The organism is Fictibacillus sp. B-59209 (assembly GCF_036216745.1).
Lineage (GTDB): Bacteria > Bacillota > Bacilli > Bacillales > Fictibacillaceae > Fictibacillus_C > Fictibacillus_C marinisediminis.
The window spans coordinates 384,512-402,352 of record NZ_JARMMC010000018.1 but is presented as its reverse complement, the minus strand read 5'-3'; the positions used below and the strand labels follow the sequence as shown (position 1 = coordinate 402,352).

General features: G+C 41.7%; 21 protein-coding genes and 1 tRNA gene. 15 read left to right on the top strand and 7 right to left on the bottom strand.

Annotated features, from left to right (window positions below; translation table 11 throughout):
- The first annotated feature begins 50 nt into the window (after positions 1–50).
- Positions 51–410 (top strand): hypothetical protein, encoded by a 360-nt coding sequence (locus tag P4361_RS14885; protein ID WP_053354720.1) that lies wholly within the window; start codon positions 51–53, stop codon positions 408–410.
- Positions 411–466: 56 nt separating this feature from the next.
- On the opposite strand, the gene P4361_RS14880 is transcribed toward P4361_RS14885, so the two are convergent.
- The 4 genes from P4361_RS14880 to P4361_RS14865 all read right to left on the bottom strand — a co-directional run bounded on the left by P4361_RS14880 (position 467) and on the right by P4361_RS14865 (position 2,993).
- The gene (locus P4361_RS14880; protein ID WP_328089882.1) at positions 467–1,147 is read right to left on the bottom strand and encodes a DUF421 domain-containing protein; all 681 of its coding nucleotides are present in this window, start codon (positions 1,145–1,147) and stop codon (positions 467–469) included.
- A 96-nt stretch (positions 1,148–1,243) separates the two neighbouring features.
- On the bottom strand, positions 1,244–1,678 hold the full coding sequence (locus tag P4361_RS14875) for a GNAT family N-acetyltransferase (RefSeq protein WP_328089881.1): 435 nt from the start codon (positions 1,676–1,678) through the stop codon (positions 1,244–1,246).
- Positions 1,679–1,680: 2 nt separating this feature from the next.
- A complete protein-coding gene (locus tag P4361_RS14870) occupies positions 1,681–2,199 on the bottom strand; it encodes a 2'-5' RNA ligase family protein (RefSeq protein ID WP_091006638.1) in 519 nt (172 codons plus the stop codon).
- Positions 2,200–2,264: 65 nt separating this feature from the next.
- Complete coding sequence (locus tag P4361_RS14865) at positions 2,265–2,993, bottom strand: alpha/beta hydrolase (protein ID WP_328089880.1); 729 nt, start codon at positions 2,991–2,993, stop codon at positions 2,265–2,267.
- 127 nt (positions 2,994–3,120) lie between these two features.
- On the opposite strand from P4361_RS14865, the gene P4361_RS14860 reads away from it, so the two are divergent.
- The 7 genes from P4361_RS14860 to P4361_RS14830 all read left to right on the top strand — a co-directional run bounded on the left by P4361_RS14860 (position 3,121) and on the right by P4361_RS14830 (position 9,811).
- On the top strand, positions 3,121–3,675 hold the full coding sequence (locus P4361_RS14860) for a phosphatidylglycerophosphatase A (RefSeq protein ID WP_328089878.1): 555 nt from the start codon (positions 3,121–3,123) through the stop codon (positions 3,673–3,675).
- Positions 3,676–3,811: 136 nt separating this feature from the next.
- Positions 3,812–4,531: a DUF6143 family protein gene (locus tag P4361_RS14855; RefSeq protein WP_328089876.1), complete on the top strand. Its 720-nt coding sequence runs from the start codon at positions 3,812–3,814 to the stop codon at positions 4,529–4,531.
- Between the two features lie 111 nt (positions 4,532–4,642).
- A tRNA-Val gene (locus P4361_RS14850) sits at positions 4,643–4,718 on the top strand.
- A gap of 728 nt (positions 4,719–5,446) precedes the next feature.
- The gene (locus tag P4361_RS14845; protein ID WP_256225842.1) at positions 5,447–6,466 is read left to right on the top strand and encodes a zinc-binding alcohol dehydrogenase family protein; all 1,020 of its coding nucleotides are present in this window, start codon (positions 5,447–5,449) and stop codon (positions 6,464–6,466) included.
- 103 nt (positions 6,467–6,569) lie between these two features.
- On the top strand, positions 6,570–7,313 hold the full coding sequence (locus P4361_RS14840) for a glucose 1-dehydrogenase (protein WP_328089875.1): 744 nt from the start codon (positions 6,570–6,572) through the stop codon (positions 7,311–7,313).
- A gap of 88 nt (positions 7,314–7,401) precedes the next feature.
- A complete protein-coding gene (locus P4361_RS14835) occupies positions 7,402–8,295 on the top strand; it encodes a cation diffusion facilitator family transporter (RefSeq protein ID WP_328089874.1) in 894 nt (297 codons plus the stop codon).
- Positions 8,288–9,811, top strand: coding sequence for an MDR family MFS transporter (locus P4361_RS14830; protein WP_328089873.1), 1,524 nt, complete (start codon positions 8,288–8,290; stop codon positions 9,809–9,811). The genes P4361_RS14835 and P4361_RS14830 overlap by 8 nt, the downstream gene beginning before the upstream one ends.
- 25 nt (positions 9,812–9,836) lie before the next feature.
- On the opposite strand, the gene P4361_RS14825 is transcribed toward P4361_RS14830, so the two are convergent.
- Positions 9,837–10,208: a VOC family protein gene (locus P4361_RS14825; protein WP_062231525.1), complete on the bottom strand. Its 372-nt coding sequence runs from the start codon at positions 10,206–10,208 to the stop codon at positions 9,837–9,839.
- Between the two features lie 147 nt (positions 10,209–10,355).
- Between P4361_RS14825 and P4361_RS14820 the strand changes: the two genes are divergently transcribed.
- The 5 genes from P4361_RS14820 to P4361_RS14800 all read left to right on the top strand — a co-directional run bounded on the left by P4361_RS14820 (position 10,356) and on the right by P4361_RS14800 (position 14,980).
- Positions 10,356–11,216 (top strand): LysR family transcriptional regulator, encoded by an 861-nt coding sequence (locus tag P4361_RS14820; RefSeq protein ID WP_053354661.1) that lies wholly within the window; start codon positions 10,356–10,358, stop codon positions 11,214–11,216.
- A 78-nt stretch (positions 11,217–11,294) separates the two neighbouring features.
- On the top strand, positions 11,295–12,011 hold the full coding sequence (gene dapD, locus P4361_RS14815) for a 2,3,4,5-tetrahydropyridine-2,6-dicarboxylate N-acetyltransferase (protein ID WP_053354660.1): 717 nt from the start codon (positions 11,295–11,297) through the stop codon (positions 12,009–12,011).
- Positions 12,012–12,036: 25 nt separating this feature from the next.
- The gene (locus P4361_RS14810) at positions 12,037–13,167 is read left to right on the top strand and encodes an N-acetyldiaminopimelate deacetylase (protein WP_256225843.1); all 1,131 of its coding nucleotides are present in this window, start codon (positions 12,037–12,039) and stop codon (positions 13,165–13,167) included.
- Positions 13,168–13,274: 107 nt separating this feature from the next.
- Positions 13,275–13,520, top strand: coding sequence for a YkuS family protein (locus tag P4361_RS14805; RefSeq protein ID WP_053354659.1), 246 nt, complete (start codon positions 13,275–13,277; stop codon positions 13,518–13,520).
- Positions 13,521–13,669: 149 nt separating this feature from the next.
- Complete coding sequence (locus tag P4361_RS14800; RefSeq protein ID WP_328089871.1) at positions 13,670–14,980, top strand: hemolysin family protein; 1,311 nt, start codon at positions 13,670–13,672, stop codon at positions 14,978–14,980.
- Positions 14,981–15,063: 83 nt separating this feature from the next.
- Here the strand turns inward: P4361_RS14800 and P4361_RS14795 are convergent, their stop codons facing one another.
- Both P4361_RS14795 and P4361_RS14790 read right to left on the bottom strand, forming a co-directional pair.
- Complete coding sequence (locus tag P4361_RS14795) at positions 15,064–15,270, bottom strand: ChaB family protein (protein WP_053354657.1); 207 nt, start codon at positions 15,268–15,270, stop codon at positions 15,064–15,066.
- 64 nt (positions 15,271–15,334) lie between these two features.
- A complete protein-coding gene (locus P4361_RS14790; protein ID WP_328089870.1) occupies positions 15,335–16,189 on the bottom strand; it encodes a mechanosensitive ion channel family protein in 855 nt (284 codons plus the stop codon).
- Positions 16,190–16,432: 243 nt separating this feature from the next.
- On the opposite strand from P4361_RS14790, the gene P4361_RS14785 reads away from it, so the two are divergent.
- Both P4361_RS14785 and P4361_RS14780 read left to right on the top strand, forming a co-directional pair.
- A complete protein-coding gene (locus P4361_RS14785) occupies positions 16,433–16,981 on the top strand; it encodes a peroxiredoxin (RefSeq protein ID WP_062231533.1) in 549 nt (182 codons plus the stop codon).
- A 161-nt stretch (positions 16,982–17,142) separates the two neighbouring features.
- Positions 17,143–17,802, top strand: coding sequence for a TrkA family potassium uptake protein (locus tag P4361_RS14780; RefSeq protein ID WP_328090029.1), 660 nt, complete (start codon positions 17,143–17,145; stop codon positions 17,800–17,802).
- The last annotated feature ends 39 nt before the right edge of the window (positions 17,803–17,841 follow it).

Here is a 17,841-nt window from a genome sequence, read left to right as displayed (position 1 = left end):
CCCTTCTCTATAATCTTGCATACTATGGGAATTATAGAGGAGGTTAGTGTATGTCTTGCGAGAAAAAGAAAAAGAAAGTGATCAAAGCAGATAAAGTTTTTATTAAAGCAGAGAAAGTGATCGTAGTTGAAGAAAAAAAGAAGAAGTACGACTATAAAGAAACATGGACTCCAGATCACGTATATTCTCCTAAGAAGAAAGAATCTTCCAGCTGTAAAAAACATGAATCTTCCAGTTCCCACGGCAAAAAGAAAGAATCTTCTTCATCCTGTTCCAAACATTTTAAGTCAGAATCCAGCTTCAAAAAACACGAATCTTCTTCAAGCTATATTTGCTTTAAAAAGAAGCATAAAAAGCATAAAAAGCATAAAAAGCATAAAGATTGCGGCTGTGGCGGTTCCTGGATCTAAGCATGCAAACAAAAAAAGAACACGCAAAGTGTTCTTTTTTGCTTTACAAAAAACAATTAGTCCTTTTCTTTCATTACTAGCAGTTCATGTCCCTTTTTCCATTCCGCATAGAGAACATCTTGAGCGGAGTTTATTTTTCTTTTTAAAAGCTGTGCCCTCAGCCACTCCTCATCAACTCCCGCTGTATTTAAATTGTCATGAATAATTTTACCATCCAGGATCAAAGTGACAGGAAGTGTAACCTCAACTTCATGAAGCTTTAAGTCTTTGCGGGTGACCGGCTGTACATTGGATTTAGGGAGTACAGAAATGGAACCGTTCGTCTCCAGAATGGCATATTCTATTTCTCTCATGCTAAAATGGCCTTTCTGCCGGATGAGATCCTGAAGCTGGTTGATATCAAGCTTGTTCTTCTTCAGCTGTTTACGGTCAATGATGCCTTTTCGGACGATGATAGAAGGAGAACCTTCGAGAACCTTACGCAGCGTAATTGATTTTTGTGTCAGCATCTCCAATGAATACATAAGTACTCCCCATACGCTAATCGCAAATAAGATCATCCAAATGTGCACATCAGGGTCATACATCGCATTTCCGACAAGTTCTCCGAGGATAAGAGCTGAAATAAAGTCGAAAGGTGTAAGCTGTGATAATTGTGTTTTTCCTAATAATTTAGTTAAAAAGAAAAGAGCAAAAAAACCAATGATCATTTCAATTGTAATTGTACCAAGCCTCATGACAGCCCCCACTGGTGCGAAGTTAAAGTTAGTGTTCTCCTGTTTGTCCAAAATAAACCGATCGTAAACATAAAAAAGCATCAAACTGACTCAAGATCAGTTCAATGCTTTATTCATGGCAACATGCCAAATATTGGCGTCTAGAAAGGGTTCTTTTGAAGTTGTAGCATATCCTAATTTTTTATAGAAATCCTCTGCATGGACCTGTGCATATAATGTAAGGGATGGATAACCGGACTGTTTGGCTGCCTGTTCCATCTTTTTCATCAGCAACTCGCCGAGCCCCTGTTTACGGCGGCTGGCCAGAATACAGACTCTTTCAATTTTCCCTCCGCCTTCTATCGGGCGTAAACGGCCTGCGCCAATTGGTTCACGACGGTCATCGTAAAGGACAAAATGGGCAGATTTATTTTCATGCGAGTCAATCTCTTCTTGCTCGGAGACGTTCTGTTCATTTACAAAAACCTGTTTTCGAACGAATAAAGCGTCCTTGTAAGATGGATCTTCCGTTGTTAGTACTTTTACTTCCAAAATTAAACATCCTTCCCGAGCGCAAAAGTCTTGTAGACTTTCCAGCGGTCAGATTCTTCATCCATTTTTAACAAATGAAATTCTGTTACGGTTTCTTGGTATTCTGCTTCCACCATTTTTAACCGTTCCAGCACATCCGCATGCTCCACGTCAGAAAGCTTTTGGGCTAAGGTGAGATGAGGAACGAAATTATACGGATGTTCGTGTTCGAGCGGCCCTTCATAGAGAAGCTCGTGCAAGGAGTTTAGTTCATCATTGTTATCCACTTTCAAGTAAATAACATTGTTGACAGGATGAAAAGAACTTGCTCGGGTGATATGAATATTGATCGGAGGAATATTCTTGGCGACTGTTTCGATATATTCAACGATTTCTTCGATTTCTGCATCGTTGGCTTCAAATGGATCTTTGAGTGTAATATGCGGTGCAATGATAGAATAATGAGGATCATAGCGTTTGCGGTAAGAATTTATTTTATCTTTGAGTTCTTCTGATGGGAATATAGCAATACCGTATTTCATTGAAAACTTCCTCCCTTATCTTTTGAATTAGTATATCAAAAATTCTTACAACTTCACAAATCGAATTATTTTCCGTAGATAAATTTTAAAGCAGGCCTAAGGTTTACTTGCCAGTCTGACCATAGATGACTTCCTTCAAATTCTTCATAATAATAATCAAATCCTTTGTTCATAAACCAGTCCGAAAGTTCACGGTTCGGCGATAAAAAATCTTTTATAAAGCCATCAACAGATTCAAAGCGGCTTTCTTCTTTTCCGACGGAATGATAGAGCGTCAGCAGTTCATACCCAGTGAAAGAGCGGACATCGTTCAAGATTTGCTGCTCAACGTACGGAGACTGTACGATCAGCTTGCCGAAAGTACGGGGAAAAGATATCCCGCATCTGAGGGATACATAGCCTCCAAGCGAGTCTCCGAGAAGGCACATCCCGGATCCCAATAAGTAAGTATTAAACTTCTCTTGAACATAGGAAGGCAGATCCAGTGACATGAAACGAATATAAGCGTTATGTTTTTCTCCTTTTGGGTGATATTTATGATGCCTGTCCTCTCCGCGTTTATGGGAAATACCGATGATGATCATTTCCTCGATCTCATTCGCCTGAATCATATCATCCGCTGTAGATGCAAGCCGTCCGAGCTGAAAATAATCAGGTCCGTCCTGTGCGATCAATACAGGATATTTTTTTAGTGTGGTAAACGCTGGAGGCAAATAGATCAATAAAGGAATTTCTTCATTAAGTTCTTTACTATGTATGGTTTCTTCATAGACGGTTCCTTGAAAAGTGGGCATAAAAATTCTCCTATCTAAAAACAGCGCTTTCATTGTATCCGTTCCATTCTATCATACAGTGGTATAATGTAATCAAGATATAAGTATTATTTGGGAAAAATCCAAGGAAAATACAGAGGTGAGCCCAATGGCAAAACGAGTCCATAGCCGTGATGTTGAGTCTGCAGCCAGAGCCCTGCTTGCAGAGCGGGGTGTAACGATTCCGGAAATCGCTGAAATTGTGTTTGAAATGCAGTCTCCCTTTTCTCCTCAATTAACGATGACAGAATGTATTGAAAGTGTTGATGCCGTGTTAACAAAACGAGAGATCCAGCATGCTTTATTGGTTGGAATTGAGCTCGATAAATTAGCAGAAAGAAGGATGCTCTCTGAGCCATTGCAATCCATTGTGGAGATGGATGAAGGATTATTTGGTGTAGATGAAACGATTGCCCTTGGAGCAGTCTTTGGATATGGGAGTATTGCGGTTACGACGTTTGGACACCTTGATAAATATAAAATGGGTATCATTCGAAAGCTGGATACGAAAACATCCGAAGGCATCCATACGTTTCTGGACGACCTCGTTGCAAGCATTGCAGCGAATGCTTCCAGCAGGCTGGCGCACCGTCTCAGAGATCAGGAGGAAAGACTTTCAAAGCAAGAACTGGAACAGCATGATCAAGAAGAAAAGATAGGATGAAGAAAAGCTGCCTCTATACTGGGGCAGCTTTTCTTCGTCAACCACAGCTTTGACCCATTTTTACAAATTGAAGGACCAAGTATAGCTTATCTACATATGGTAGTAATGTGTAAACTTTATAGAAGGGAAAATGCATATGCAAAATAGAATGTACCCGTATGGTCCTGGGGCGGGTTACGGCTATGGGCAAGGCAACTATGGGAACCCAAACGTGAATCCCAATATGAATTATCCGAACCCTAACATAAGCCCAAACATGAATTATCCTGTCAGCCCCAATATGAATTATCCGGTAAGTCCTAATATGAATGTAAATATCCCGTTCAGCCCCCAAATGAAATACCTTAAAGAAGAAAAGCCGACAGAAGTAAGTCCGGCAGAGGTGACGAAAGCCAACAATTTTCTAGGGATCACAGAGACGCTTTCCGTCTGCCCATGTCCTCCAGGAGAGAACGTGTGGGCGGCCCTCGTTAATCCGGAAGGTTCAGGTGTAGATCTGGCGTTACAGCGAATCACCATCTCCAATATGACGTGCAGCCCGATAAACGCTCAAATCTATTTTAAGCCAACGCTGCCGTTCAATGGAAGAATGTCAGGAAATGTTACTCCTGCAGACTTGTCAAAGACTCCATCCGCCCGGCCAAAAGGACAGATTCAGTTTGGTTCGCTTCCTAACTCTCCAGTGAACGGAGTTTTAGCAGCATCCAGAATCATTCCTCCATACAAAAGTATTACCGTTGATCTGGATGGATTGTGGGTCATCGCATCAAGAACAAATGTAATGGTTTTCCTTACTTCTACATGCGATGACAGCAGCCTGAAATCTACTGTAGCTTTTGAATGGGAAGAAAAGTGATGGTTTACAAATTAGGCCCTTTTTTAGGGTCTTTTTATTAATTTTAAAAAAGCAGTTGCAAACTAAGTGAAAAATGAGGTATACTTCTATTTGTCCGATACATAATCAATTGATCCGATAGCTCAGCTGGGAGAGCGCTACCTTGACAGGGTAGAGGTCGGGGGTTCGAACCCCTCTCGGGTCACCATAACAGTTTATTCAAAGTCCTTGATTTTCAAGGTTTTTTTTGTATTACAGAGTATTGAAATTTTTATACTACAATAAATCGAAACACGTTAAAGGAAAAACGATAACCGTCTTTTCGTAAAATCGAATGTCAAAAGGACAGCTAATTTCAGCTGTCCTTTCGTGATATTCTCTGCCATTTTTGTTAGTGCCAAGTTGGTCTACCTAAGCACGAGAACCTTCATGATCGCAATAACTTCAGGTTCGCCCTTCAATGAACCAATTCTGAGACGGAGTCTTTTTGATAGAGTTTACGTCACAGCAATTAAATTTTACAATACTCCCATCAGCAATCTCTCCCGTAACAAGACCCTTATTAGAGTCATAATGTCTAAAGGTAATTTGAACCGATGTATCATGTAAACGAACAGTCACTTTGTTTCCCGATTTAAGGTGTTTAAATCGTTTACAAGTTTGTGAATGTTTTGAGGAATTCATTTTTCAACCACCTTCTTAAAAATTAGAACTTGTACTTGTCATAGTTTATGCGTTCCGATCATTGTTGGTTTGGACGGGCAGCAAAATTTGGACAAATACACGTTGGTAAACATAAAAGAAGCTGACCTTAAAGGGCTTTTCAGCTTCTTTTTTTCGTTTAACCAGTCTTTTTTAATGGTGTCCCGCTGTTTTTTTCTGTATCGTTGAGGGAAACATAAACAGAAAGAAAGGATGATAGTTTTGAGGGGAAAAATGAAGGCGGTAGGTTTGTATAAGTATTTACCGATTGATAATCCTGAGAGTCTGTTAGATGTAGAAATTGATAAACCAACTCCAGGTAAAAGAGATCTTCTCGTAAAAGTAAAAGCAATCTCTGTTAATCCCGTTGATACGAAAGTGCGCAGCCCGAAAAACGCCATAGAAAAGGAACCGAAAATTCTTGGCTGGGATGTTTCGGGCATAGTGGAAGCGACGGGTTCTGGAGTAAGTATGTTCAAAGCTGGAGATGAAGTATACTACGCTGGTTCCATTGGTAGACCAGGAGGAAATAGTGAATTCCATCTTGTGGATGAACGTATTGCGGCCCATAAACCAAAAACGTTCAGCTTTGAAGAAGCTGCCGCAATGCCGCTCACAAGTCTTACAGCCTGGGAAGGTTTATTTGAACGCCTCGGTATTGCTATGAAGAAGGATAAAAATAAAGGTCGATCCATATTAATTATAGGTGCAGCCGGTGGAGTAGGTTCTATTGCGCTTCAGCTTGCAAGTTGGGCAGGATTGACCGTGGTTGGGACCGCCTCACGAGCAGAGACCGAAGTCTGGGCTAAAACACATGGAGCGGACTATACAATCAGCCATTATGAGGACTTTTTACCGCAGCTGAAAAAAATAGGGATGTCTGAAGTGGATTACATATTTTGTCTGAACAGTACAAATCAGCATTGGGAAAGTATGATGGAAGCAATTGCTCCCCAAGGTAAGATTTGTTCGATTGTAGAAACGAAAACACCACTGAACATAAGCTTACTTCAGCAGAAGAGTGTAACGTTTGTCATGGAATTCATGTTCACGAGATCGCTCTTTGAAACGGAGGATATGAAAAGGCAGCATGAGATCCTGACAGATATGGCCAACATGTTCGATGAAGGGATATTAAAGGCAACATTAACGGAAACACTTCAACCGATCGATGCAGAAACGATGAGAGAAGCACATTCGAAATTAGAATCCGGTAAGACGATAGGAAAAGTAGTAGTAAGCCGCAATGAATAAACCCTTCAGTTAGACGGGTTTATTTTTTTGTTTTTTTAAGCTGTGAGAAGGGAATATTTTAAAAATCTAATTTATAGTAAATGAAGATGAAAGGATGATGCAGGTGTTTAAGAATAAAGTTGTCATCGTTACTGGAGCAGGACAGGGAATTGGCAGGCAAATTGCCATTGATTTTGCGGCTGCGGGAGCAAAAGTGGTGCTGGCTGACCAAAAGGAAATGGAAGCAAAAGAGACTTTGGAAAAGATACAGTCCAATGAAGGAAAAGCTCTCTTTATTCCAACAGATGTACGCAAGCCTGAAGATATTATCTCACTTATGGGGCAGACAAAAAGGGAATTTGGGCCAGTTGATATTCTGATCAATAATGCCGGCAAAGGGATTTGGAAGTCTCCGTTCGATTTGGACGTGGAAGAATGGGATAATGTCATTCAAACCAATCTTCGAAGTGTATTTCTATGTTCGCGGGAAGCCGCGAAACAGATGAAAGAAACTGGGGGAGGCTCCATCGTCAATATCGCATCGACCAGAGCGTCCATGTCAGAACCTAACAGTGAGGCATACGCGGCAACAAAAGGCGGTATTACAGCTCTCACTCATGCATTGGCCGCTTCGTTCAGCGAACATGGCATTACGGTTAACGCCATCAGCCCAGGTTGGATTGAAACTCAAGACTATGAAGGTTTAAGAGATGTTGACCATCAGCAGCATTGGTCAAAGAGGGTTGGAAAACCATCGGATATCTCTAGCGCCTGTTTATATTTAACAGCCCCTGATAATAACTTTATTAATGGTGAGAACCTGGTGATCGATGGAGGAATGACAAGAAAGATGATCTATCACCATTAAGATAGAACCGAACGGATGAATTCATCCAGTTAAGGAATGCTATACGTAGCCTTTTTTAGGTGAATGAAGAATAAGAGGGTGAGAGGCTGTGCCAGCTGAAAAGACACAGAGTAAAGTTGAGAGAGGGGTATATCTCAGTTTATCGGCATACATCGTCCTATCCCTGCTGAAGCTCGGGGTTGGCTGGTTCTATTCCTCTGAAGCTTTGGTTGCAGATGGATTAAATAACTCAACGGACATTTTGGCCTCCGTCGCAGTTCTGGTCGGTTTGAAAATTTCAAGGAAACCCGCGGACCGTGACCATCCTTATGGACATCTTCGTGCTGAGACCATTGCATCCATGATTGCATCCTTTATAATGGTGGTTATCGGGCTTGAAGTTTTTATTTCTGCAGTAAAGAGTATCGTGGAATTTAAAATAAAGCCTCCATCAACCATAGCCGGGTTTACTGCCATTGTTTCAGCGTTTGTTATGCTTGCGGTCTACCGTTATAACATTAAACTTGCAAGAAAAACAGACAGCCAAGGGTTAAAGGCGGCAGCCCTTGATAACCGCTCCGATGCGTTCGTAAGCATTGGAGCGGCTGTTGGCATATTCGGAGCTCAATTTGGCATTGTGTGGCTGGATCCTCTTGCTGCTGTGCTTGTGGCACTAATGATCATCAAAACCGGCTGGGATATTTTTTACGAAACCTCACATAATCTTTCGGACGGATTTGATTATGAAGAAGGAAAAGAGATGGAAAAAAAGATCTTGCAGGTAATTGGTGTAAAGCAAGTAACAGACTTAAAAGCAAGAAATCATGGGAGTTCTGCTATTATTGATGTAACCATCCATGTAAATCCTTCGCTGAATGTCATTGAAAGCCACGAGATCACTGAGAATATTGAAGCAATGCTCAAGCAGGCGTATAAAGTGGGAAGCATATCTGTTCATGTAGAGCCGCATGAGATGAAGAAAGAGGTAGAGAGAAATGAATGAGAGTTTCAGGCAGACTGTACCTGACAGGAAAGAAGAGAGGCAGACAATAAGGCCATTGGTCCTTGCGTCGGTGATCATCGCCATGTTTATGGCAGCGATTGAAGGAACCATTGTTTCAACAGCTATGCCGGGAATCGTAGGGGACCTGGGTGGTTTTGCATTATATAGCTGGGTTTTCTCTGCTTATCTGCTCATGCAGTCGGTGACCATCCTTATTTATGGCAAATTGTCTGATTTATACGGACGGAAACCTGTTTTTATTATTGGAATTATTGTTTTTTTAATCGGTTCATTGCTGTGCGGTTTTGCGGCATCTATGAAACAGCTGATTGTTTACCGGCTTCTTCAGGGACTTGGAGCTGGAGCTGTGCAGCCGATAGCCACAACCATCGTAGGTGACATGTATTCCATGGAGGAACGTGCAAAAATACAAGGATATCTGGCAAGTGTGTGGGGAATCTCTGCTATTCTTGGGCCATTGCTTGGAGGCTTTTTTGTCACATTTTCTCATTGGTCCCTTGTTTTCTGGATGAATATTCCCCTGGGAATTCTGGCGATGATAGGTGTCGGTAAATATCTGCATGAAAACATTGAGAAAAAGAGAGTACATATTGATTACCTCGGATCTTTGTTCGTTTTAGTCGGTGTAAGTGCTTTGATGGTCCTGCTCCTACAGGGAGGAACCGCCTGGCCGTGGAATTCTTGGGAGACCTATTTTTTGGGTATTTTATCCGCGGGCGTACTGTTCTGGTTTTTGATTCATGAATCAAAGTTTCCTGAACCGCTGATGCCTGTATTCCTGTGGAGCAACAGGCTGATTTCTCTTTCAAACGCTGCATCGCTTACCAATGGTGCAATCCTGATCGGCATTTCCAGCTTTCTTCCCGCGTATATTCAAGGGGTAATGGAACAGCCTCCTGTCGTAGCAGGATTTGCTCTCACTGCTATGTCAATCGGCTGGCCGATCTTTTCAACCATTGGTGGAAAGCTTCTGCTTAAAGTAGGCTTCCGGCCGGTGGCAACTGCTGGCGGCATCGCATTAATTGCTGGCTCGATCGTCTTCGTGTTTATGGATCCTTCCAAAGGGCCGGTCTGGGCAGGAGCTGGATCATTTCTTATCGGCTGCGGTATGGGGCTGACAAATACGACTTTTATCGTTGCCATACAGAATAATGTGGATTGGAGAACAAGGGGTATTGCTACTGCTTCTAACATGTTTATGAGAATCGTAGGCAGTGCATTGGGAGCTGCTGTACTTGGAGGCATATTAAATACCAGATTGAGCACTTATTTTGAAGAACATGGGGACAAAAAGGTATCCCTGGATGCAGCAAACATTCTTTTGGATGAAGAAAAACGAAGCAAACTGAGCAGCTCTGTTATTGATCTTCTGCAGCACGGACTTTCGTTTTCCTTGGACGATGTTTATAAAGGGGTTCTTGTGCTGTCCGTGTTAAGCTTTCTTCTCTCGGTACTGCTTCCTAAACCTACCCATAATAAAACAGGAGATCAATAGTTCTCCTGTTAGATTGATTCCTGGTTTATTGTAATGTTTCCAGGAGCTCGATACGGTTGCCGAACGGATCACGAAAAGAAAAACGGATGATTCCAGGGATTTCAGTTTCATCTTTCACCACTACTTCTTTGGATTGGAGATACTGTTTTACGAGCTCTAGCTGAGCCACCTCAAATGCGGGGTGGCTTTTTCCTTTGGACGATTCTGGGTTTTCTACTCCGATATGCAATTCCTGGTTCCCTGCTTGATACCAAAGCCCGCCGTTTTTCTTTAAACTCTCTGGTTTTTCAATTTCGCTGAAACCAAGCACACCAGTATAGAAATCTCTTGCCCTTTCTTCTTCTCCTGGAGGAATGCACAGTTGAACGTGATGAATCCCTTTAATATTTAATTTCATCCTGGTACTTCCTTTCTATATATGGAATGGTCTACCATTATCATAAATATTTCGTCAAATAATTGAAAATAGAATATAATAGTAAAAACTCATAAGTTTTTCTTATTGTTTAAATTGTGACGATTGCTATTGTAAAGGAGGGACAGCATGCAGCTTTCTGAATTTAAAATTCTTCAAGTCCTTGCACAGGAATTGAATATGCGAAAAGCATCTGAACGGCTGTATGTTTCACAGCCGGCTTTGAGCCAGCGTCTTCAGACGATTGAAAACAGCTGGGGAACAAAAATCTTTTTACGGTCACAAAAGGGACTAGCGATTACAGCAGCTGGAGAGAAGATCATTGCGCACGTAAACGATACATTGAAAGAAGAAGAGCGTGTGAGAGAAGACTTGCAGTCATTGACCAAGGAAGTCTTTGGTACGTTAAGGCTGGCGGTAGCATCAATCATAGGGCAATACTGGCTTCCAAATGCTCTTAAGCAGTATGTCAGTTTATATCCTCAAGTAAATATTTCCTTGATCACAGGCTGGAGCAGTGAAATTATCAAACATCTTTATGAGGATCAGATCCACATTGGTATCGTGAGAGGAAATCCTGAATGGCGTGGAGAGAAGATTCATCTGTTTTCAGACAGCCTTTATTTGACGGATACAGACATTTCCACCGTTGAAGAGCTGCAAACAACAGATAAGCCTTTTATTCAATTCAAAAGCCATTCTACCTATTATCAGGATATTCAGGAATGGTGGCAGGATCATTTTAGTATTCCCCCAAAGAAGACCATCATCGTGGACCAGATTGAAACATGCAAGCAGATGGCTCTCCACGGAGTCGGCTATGCCATTCTTCCTTCGATTTCTCTGCGTGAAACAGACGAATTCTATAAGGTTCCGCTGCACAATAAAAATGGAGAATCAATGAAGCGCGACACTTGGATGATCTCTCATGGAGGTACACTTGAGCTCAAACAAGTGGAGGCTTTCATAAAACTGGTCAACAGAGCTTAAAAAAGGATTTTTGGTTTGAATGTTGTTTGAAATAATGGTTTAATACAAGACAGAACGTATTTAAGGAGGAGCACACACATGAAAATGATGGATGCAAATGAAATTATTTCATTTATACAAAACAGCAAGAAATCAACACCTGTAAAAGTATATGTAAAAGGTGATCTGGAAGGGCTCCAATTTGGGGAAAACACCAAGTCATTCCTAAACGGAAGTACTGGAGTGCTTTTCGGAGAATGGAAAGAGATCGAACAAATATTGAAAAACAATGAAGGCAAAATTGAGGACTTTGTGGTAGAAAATGACCGCCGCAATTCAGCGATCCCTCTTCTGGACATGAAGCATGTGAACGCGCGTATCGAACCGGGCGCCATTATCCGTGACCAAGTAGAAATTGGGAATAATGCCATTATCATGATGGGCGCTTCCATTAATATTGGTGCGGTAATCGGCGACGGCACTATGATCGACATGAACGTAGTTCTTGGCGGCCGAGCAACAGTCGGAAAGAACTGCCATATTGGAGCTGGATCCGTACTTGCAGGAGTCATCGAACCGCCATCTGCAAAGCCTGTTGTTGTTGAAGATGATGTGGTCATTGGCGCAAATGCGGTTGTGCTCGAGGGAGTGACCGTTGGTAAAGGTGCTGTTGTGGCAGCGGGAGCTATCGTAATTGAAGACGTGCCTCCTTATACTGTTGTGGCAGGTACGCCTGCACGCGTAATTAAAGAAATTGATGAAAAAACAAAATCAAAAACAGAAATCAAACAAGAACTTCGCCAGCTAAACGACTAATTTGTCAGGTGCTGATAAAATGAATATGGATACAGAGCGTTTTATAACGATCAGAAGACAGCTTCACCAGATTCCGGAACCTGGTTTTCAGGAGTATAAAACACAGCAATTTATTCTGGATTTTATTAAAGGCCTTCCAAAGGAAAGGATGGAGGTTCAGACATGGAAAACGGGTGTGCTCGTAAAAGTTCCCGGGCTTAATCCGAGAAAAACCATCGGTTACCGCACTGATATGGACGGCTTGCCGATCTCAGAAGAAACAAGTTATGATTTTACATCTGTTCATAACGGCTATATGCACGCCTGCGGGCATGATCTGCATATGACCATTGCTTTAGGTCTCCTTGATCACTTTGTGCATCATCCGGTAGACGATCATCTGCTGTTTATCTTTCAGCCAGCAGAGGAGGGTCCGGGCGGAGCGTTGCCCCTTCTGCTAAGTGAAGAGTTTCAAGCTGTAAAGCCGGATATGATGCTGGCATTGCATATTGCGCCAGAATACCCGGTTGGAACTGTGGCTGTTAAAGAAGGTCTTTTGTTTGCGAATACGTCGGAGCTTTTTATTGATTTGAAAGGGAAGGGCGGACACGCGGCTTATCCTCATCTTGCGAATGATATGGTCGTGGCGGCGAGCCACCTTGTGACACAGCTTCAGTCTGTTGTTTCAAGGAACATAGATCCTCTTGATTCAGCCGTGATAACCGTCGGAAAAATTACAGGCGGCACAAAGCAGAATATCATTGCTGAAACAGCTCGATTAGAAGGCACGATCCGCACTCTTTCCTCAGCTTCAATGATCAAGGTTAAATCACGTATTGAAGCCATTATAAAAGGAATTGAAGCTTCTTTTGAATGTGAAGCGGCCATTGATTATGGATCCAACTATTACCAAGTCTATAATCATGAGGAGCTGACCAAAGAATTTATTTCATTTCTCGAGTCCAGCAAACCTGCGGATTTCTATCGATGCCGAGAAGCCATGACAGGAGAAGATTTTGGCTATTTCTTAAAAGAAATACCTGGGTTTATGTTCTGGCTGGGAGTGGACTGTGAATATGGTCTGCATCATTCCTGCATTGAACCAAAAGAAGAGGCTATACCTGTTGCAATGCGCACGCTGTCCTCTTATATTGAATGGAAAGCTACATCCCAATGATCAGATTGAATTTAAAAAGCGGCCCCTGGCCGCTTTTTTATTTGTGTGAAGAGGGATAAGCAGGCATTTCATTGGACAGATTAAAAAATGCTAAGGAGGTGGAAACGATGGCTAGAATTGGTGTGGAGGAATCCTTAACTAATGTTTCCGATGCTTTAAAAGCTAAAGGCTATGATGTAGTGGCACTTCGCCAGGAAAATGATGTGAATGGATGTGACTGCTGCGTCATCTCAGGGCAGGATGAAAATGTCATGGGAATGCAAAATGCAGTAGTGCAAGGTTCTGTTATTAACGCGGATGGAATGAGCGCAGACGATGTTTGCCAAGCGGTAGAAAGCAAACTTCAGCAATAAAACGGAAGGGGAACAGCCGGTATCGGGCTGTTCCTTCGTCTTGTCTGTGCGTTTATCTGTAAGGTAGAGAGGGTAACCTTTATTATCCCTACTCTAATTCTATTGGCAGGAGGTGACGATCCTTAATCAGTCTGGTTAAGGATTATCAAATGGCACTATTCAATATTGTAATGATTATCGCACTAATTCTTATAACCGCTTTTTTTGTAGCTTCTGAATTTGCCATCGTAAAAGTTCGTGCAACTCGAATCGATTTTCTGGCAGAGCAAGGCAATGGAAATGCAAAAGCAGTTAAAAAAATTCTCTCCAACTTAGATGGCTATCTATCGTCGACCCAGCTGGGGATTACCATTACATCACTTGCTCTTGGCGGACTTGGAGAACCGACAGTAGAGACGCTGCTGAAGCCGTTATTTCATCACGTAAATCTGCCTCCCCAGGTTCTTCATACCATTTCCTTTATCATAGCTTTTACGGCCATCACTTATTTTGAAGTGGTACTGGGTGAACTGGCGCCAAAATCATTTGCCATCCGAAAAGCTGAAGAGATCAGCCTTGCAGTAGCCAAGCCCTTAATCGCTTTCAGTTATGTCATGTTCCCGTTTATTTTTGTCCTTAACCGCTCAGCAGCAGTGCTGACAAGGATGTTAGGACTGAAAAGAAGTGAAGAACATGAAATTGCTCATAATGAAGAAGAATTGCGCCATCTGCTCTCAGAAAGTTTTGAAGGCGGAGAGATCAATCAATCAGAATATCGTTATGTAAACAAGATCTTTGAGTTTGATGACCGCCTGGCAAAAGAAATCATGGTGCCGCGGACAGAGATCGTATGCTTATATAAAGAAAACAGTTTTAAAGAGAATTTAAATGTTATGAGGGAAGAGAAATTCACTAGATATCCGGTAGCCGTGGATGATAAAGACCATATTGTCGGTCTTGTCAACATTAAGGAATTCTTTAATGAGCATGTTACGAATGAAGAAGAAGAATTAGAAAAATACATAAGGCCTATCATTTCCGTTCATGAATCATATCCTATCCAGGAGCTTCTTGTAAAAATGCAAAAGGAAAGAGTACACATGGCTGTATTAATGGATGAGTATGGAGGAACCTCCGGAATCGTTACAGTTGAGGACATTATTGAAGAAATTGTCGGAGAGATACGGGATGAGTTTGATGAAGATGAAGAGCCAAGAATTAAAAAGATAAATGACAATGTGACGATTTTGGATGGAAAAGTACTCATCTCGGAAGTAAACGAATTATTCCATTTGGATTTAGATGATACTGATTTAGATACGATCGGCGGATGGATACTGAGCCAGCGTGGAGAGGTTGGGCTGGATGAAGAAATAGAGCATGAAGGTTATTCATTTAAGGTGATTGAAACAGATGGCCACCAGATTAAAAAGTTAAAAGTACTGAAAAAATCAGAAGAAGAAGCACAGACGGAATCTTAACCCGCAGAATGGGAAAGGTCCCGTTTTTATTTCCGGCGCAAAAAGCTGACTTCCCGCATGATGCGGACTTAGTCAGCTTCTTTTTATTGGTCTTCTTTTTTTACCCATTCATCGTTGTCATTTTTTTTATATTTCTTTTTAACAGCACTCCAGGCCACTTTAAAGGCAGTTTCTTCTTCTTTATATTCGTCTGAAGCTGAATTAAAAGCCTCTTTAAAAATTTCCTGCGCATGATGGGGCAAGTTGTCTTTCACTTGGTCGGGCAATTCTTTAATGGAATCATATGGCATCAGTTAACCTCCCTAAAAGTCATTCTTACTGAAAGGAATACCCGAAGAACTGCCTGTTTAATCATCACACCCCGGGCTCGCTGGACCCTTCATTTGAATCTTCTTCAGGTGATGGAAGGCTGATGCCAGCATGTCTGAATCTTTGCTGAAGCCGATCCTTGATCTTTTGTTCCATACTCCATTGCTTTAGATTTTCGGTCCTTGCAAGAATTCGAAGAACCGTCAGGCCAGTATCGGCTTCAACTACCGGCAGTACGTTAGGCCCTTCGAGGATCGCAGGTTCTTCCTGCTGTAATAAGCGGCTTTCTTCTTTAACGATCTGCAGCGCTTCTTCTACCTGAGGAGTAGAGGGGATTTTGAAATCCACAAGAGCTCTCATATTGCCTCTTGAGTGATTGCTTACACTTGTTATTAAGCGGTTAGGAATATAATGAAGGGTTCCGTCAAAGCCGCGTACCTTGGTTGTACGGAGTTCTACATTTTCAACGATGCCATTAAAGGTTCCGGTCGTAATATAATCTCCAACATCGATTTGTTTTTCGAGCAGAATAAAAAATCCGGTGACAACATCATTGACAAGTCCTTGGGCACCAAAACCAATCGCGAGTCCTACGATTCCGGCACCTGCAAGCAAACCGCGGATATCTATGCTAAACAATCCGAAAACGGCGACGAAGGCCATAAATATCAAAGCATATGTATACACGCTGATCACAAGCGTTGCAAGGGTTTTTGCCCTGAAATTTGACATGCCTTTCCTGTTGGACATTCGTCCAAAGGTCGTACTGATGATCTTCCTTCCTATATTTCGTACAACAATATAAACAATAAAGATGGCTAAAAGCTTTAAAACTAAAATTCCAGTACTTAATGAAAGTGCGCCAATGTCAATCTCCGTAAAATTTTTGTAATCTGGCATTAAAATAATGTCCTCCTTTAGTCATTGTATCCTTTTTATTATGCATAACAGTATAACTGACTAAACGGTGTAATCCAATTATTTCACTTCTTTTGATTAACTTGTTATGATATTGGGGAAAGTAATGTTGGATTGTGAATAAAACTCCTTATTTAAATTAATTATTATTTAATATTGACTAAAAAGTAAGGTTGTTTTATAATAACAACGAAGCAATAACACAATTAGTTGGAGGGATTTAGTATGGCAGAACGTATGGTAGCAAAACAAGCTCCACGATTTGAAATGGACGCAGTATTACCAAACAAGGAATTCGGAAAAGTAAGTCTTGAAGAAAATATGAAAAATGACAAATGGACCGTGCTTTTCTTCTACCCAATGGACTTTACGTTCGTATGTCCTACTGAAATTACATCTTTAAGCGATCGTTTCGATGAGTTTGAAGATCTGGATGCAGAAGTTATCGGTGTTTCTACAGACACTATTCATACTCACAAAGCTTGGATTAACACTCCGCGTGATTCTAACGGTCTCGGTGAACTTAATTATGCATTGGCTGCTGACACGAACCACGCAGTTGCGCGTGACTATGGTGTTCTAATTGAAGAAGAAGGTGTCGCTTTGCGCGGACTTTACATTATTTCACCAGAAGGCGAACTAATGTATGCCGTTGTTAACCACAACAACATCGGCCGTGATGTTGATGAGACATTGCGTGTTCTTCAAGCATTACAAACTGGCGGACTTTGCCCTGCAAACTGGAAGCCAGGACAAGAAACACTGAACGTTTAATACAATCAATGTGAGGACGGCCAAGGATTACTCTTGGCCGTCTTTTTCATTTTCTCATTTGAAAACTCTCTTGTTGATAGAGATGTTGTTTTCTTTTTCCAATTCAGAATCTATACTAAAATAAAAGACATTACATAAATAAATAGTTGGGGGAATAGATGGTGAAACGCCAATATGCAGTTATCGGCCTCGGCCGCTTTGGTGGAAGCATCTGCCGTGCGTTAAGCGATCAGGGGATGGAAGTGCTGGGCATCGATATGGATGAAGATCGCGTTAATGAGTATTCATCCATTGCCACTCATACAGTCATTGCGGATTCAACAGATGAGGGCGTACTTAAAAACCTGGGTATCCGAAATTTTGAACACGTCATTGTTGCGATAGGGGAAAACCTTCAATCCAGCATACTGACGACTTTAATACTTAAGGATATGGGGGTTTCAAAAATTACTGTGAAGGCACAGAATGATTACCATGAAAAGGTATTACTGAAAATCGGAGCTGACCGTATCATACATCCTGAAAGAGACATGGGAATAAGAATCGCTCACCAGGTCGTTTCAAAAAATGTTCTGGATTACCTGGAATTGTCTGATGAGTATAGCATTGTCGAGATGGCAGCAGGTGAGAAGATGAGCGGAAAGTCATTACAGGAGATGAACATCCGCGCTAAGTACGGTTGTAATGTGGTGGCCGTAAAGCGCAGCAATGAAGTAATCGTCTCACCTCATGCCGATCAGAAGGTGGAGGAAGGGGATGTATTGATTGTCATAGGAGGCGAAAAGGACATCAGCCGGCTTGAGAAAGATTTAATGGCTTAGCGGAAAAGTTATTACATAAAAAAAGCATGAAAGGTTGTC

Bases quoted from the DNA above. Each gene is read 5' to 3' on its own strand.
- P4361_RS14885 (WP_053354720.1), top strand. From the start codon at position 51: ATGTCTTGCGAGAAAAAGAAAAAGAAAGTGATCAAAGCAGATAAAGTT.
- P4361_RS14880 (WP_328089882.1), bottom strand. From the start codon at position 1,147: ATGAGGCTTGGTACAATTACAATTGAAATGATCATTGGTTTTTTTGCT.
- P4361_RS14870 (WP_091006638.1), bottom strand. From the start codon at position 2,199: ATGAAATACGGTATTGCTATATTCCCATCAGAAGAACTCAAAGATAAA.
- P4361_RS14865 (WP_328089880.1), bottom strand. From the start codon at position 2,993: ATGCCCACTTTTCAAGGAACCGTCTATGAAGAAACCATACATAGTAAA.
- P4361_RS14860 (WP_328089878.1), top strand. From the start codon at position 3,121: ATGGCAAAACGAGTCCATAGCCGTGATGTTGAGTCTGCAGCCAGAGCC.
- P4361_RS14855 (WP_328089876.1), top strand. From the start codon at position 3,812: ATGCAAAATAGAATGTACCCGTATGGTCCTGGGGCGGGTTACGGCTAT.
- P4361_RS14845 (WP_256225842.1), top strand. From the start codon at position 5,447: ATGAAGGCGGTAGGTTTGTATAAGTATTTACCGATTGATAATCCTGAG.
- P4361_RS14830 (WP_328089873.1), top strand. From the start codon at position 8,288: ATGAATGAGAGTTTCAGGCAGACTGTACCTGACAGGAAAGAAGAGAGG.
- P4361_RS14825 (WP_062231525.1), bottom strand. From the start codon at position 10,208: ATGAAATTAAATATTAAAGGGATTCATCACGTTCAACTGTGCATTCCT.
- P4361_RS14820 (WP_053354661.1), top strand. From the start codon at position 10,356: ATGCAGCTTTCTGAATTTAAAATTCTTCAAGTCCTTGCACAGGAATTG.
- dapD (WP_053354660.1), top strand. From the start codon at position 11,295: ATGAAAATGATGGATGCAAATGAAATTATTTCATTTATACAAAACAGC.
- P4361_RS14810 (WP_256225843.1), top strand. From the start codon at position 12,037: ATGGATACAGAGCGTTTTATAACGATCAGAAGACAGCTTCACCAGATT.
- P4361_RS14805 (WP_053354659.1), top strand. From the start codon at position 13,275: ATGGCTAGAATTGGTGTGGAGGAATCCTTAACTAATGTTTCCGATGCT.
- P4361_RS14800 (WP_328089871.1), top strand. From the start codon at position 13,670: ATGGCACTATTCAATATTGTAATGATTATCGCACTAATTCTTATAACC.
- P4361_RS14795 (WP_053354657.1), bottom strand. From the start codon at position 15,270: ATGCCATATGATTCCATTAAAGAATTGCCCGACCAAGTGAAAGACAAC.
- P4361_RS14790 (WP_328089870.1), bottom strand. From the start codon at position 16,189: ATGCCAGATTACAAAAATTTTACGGAGATTGACATTGGCGCACTTTCA.
- P4361_RS14785 (WP_062231533.1), top strand. From the start codon at position 16,433: ATGGCAGAACGTATGGTAGCAAAACAAGCTCCACGATTTGAAATGGAC.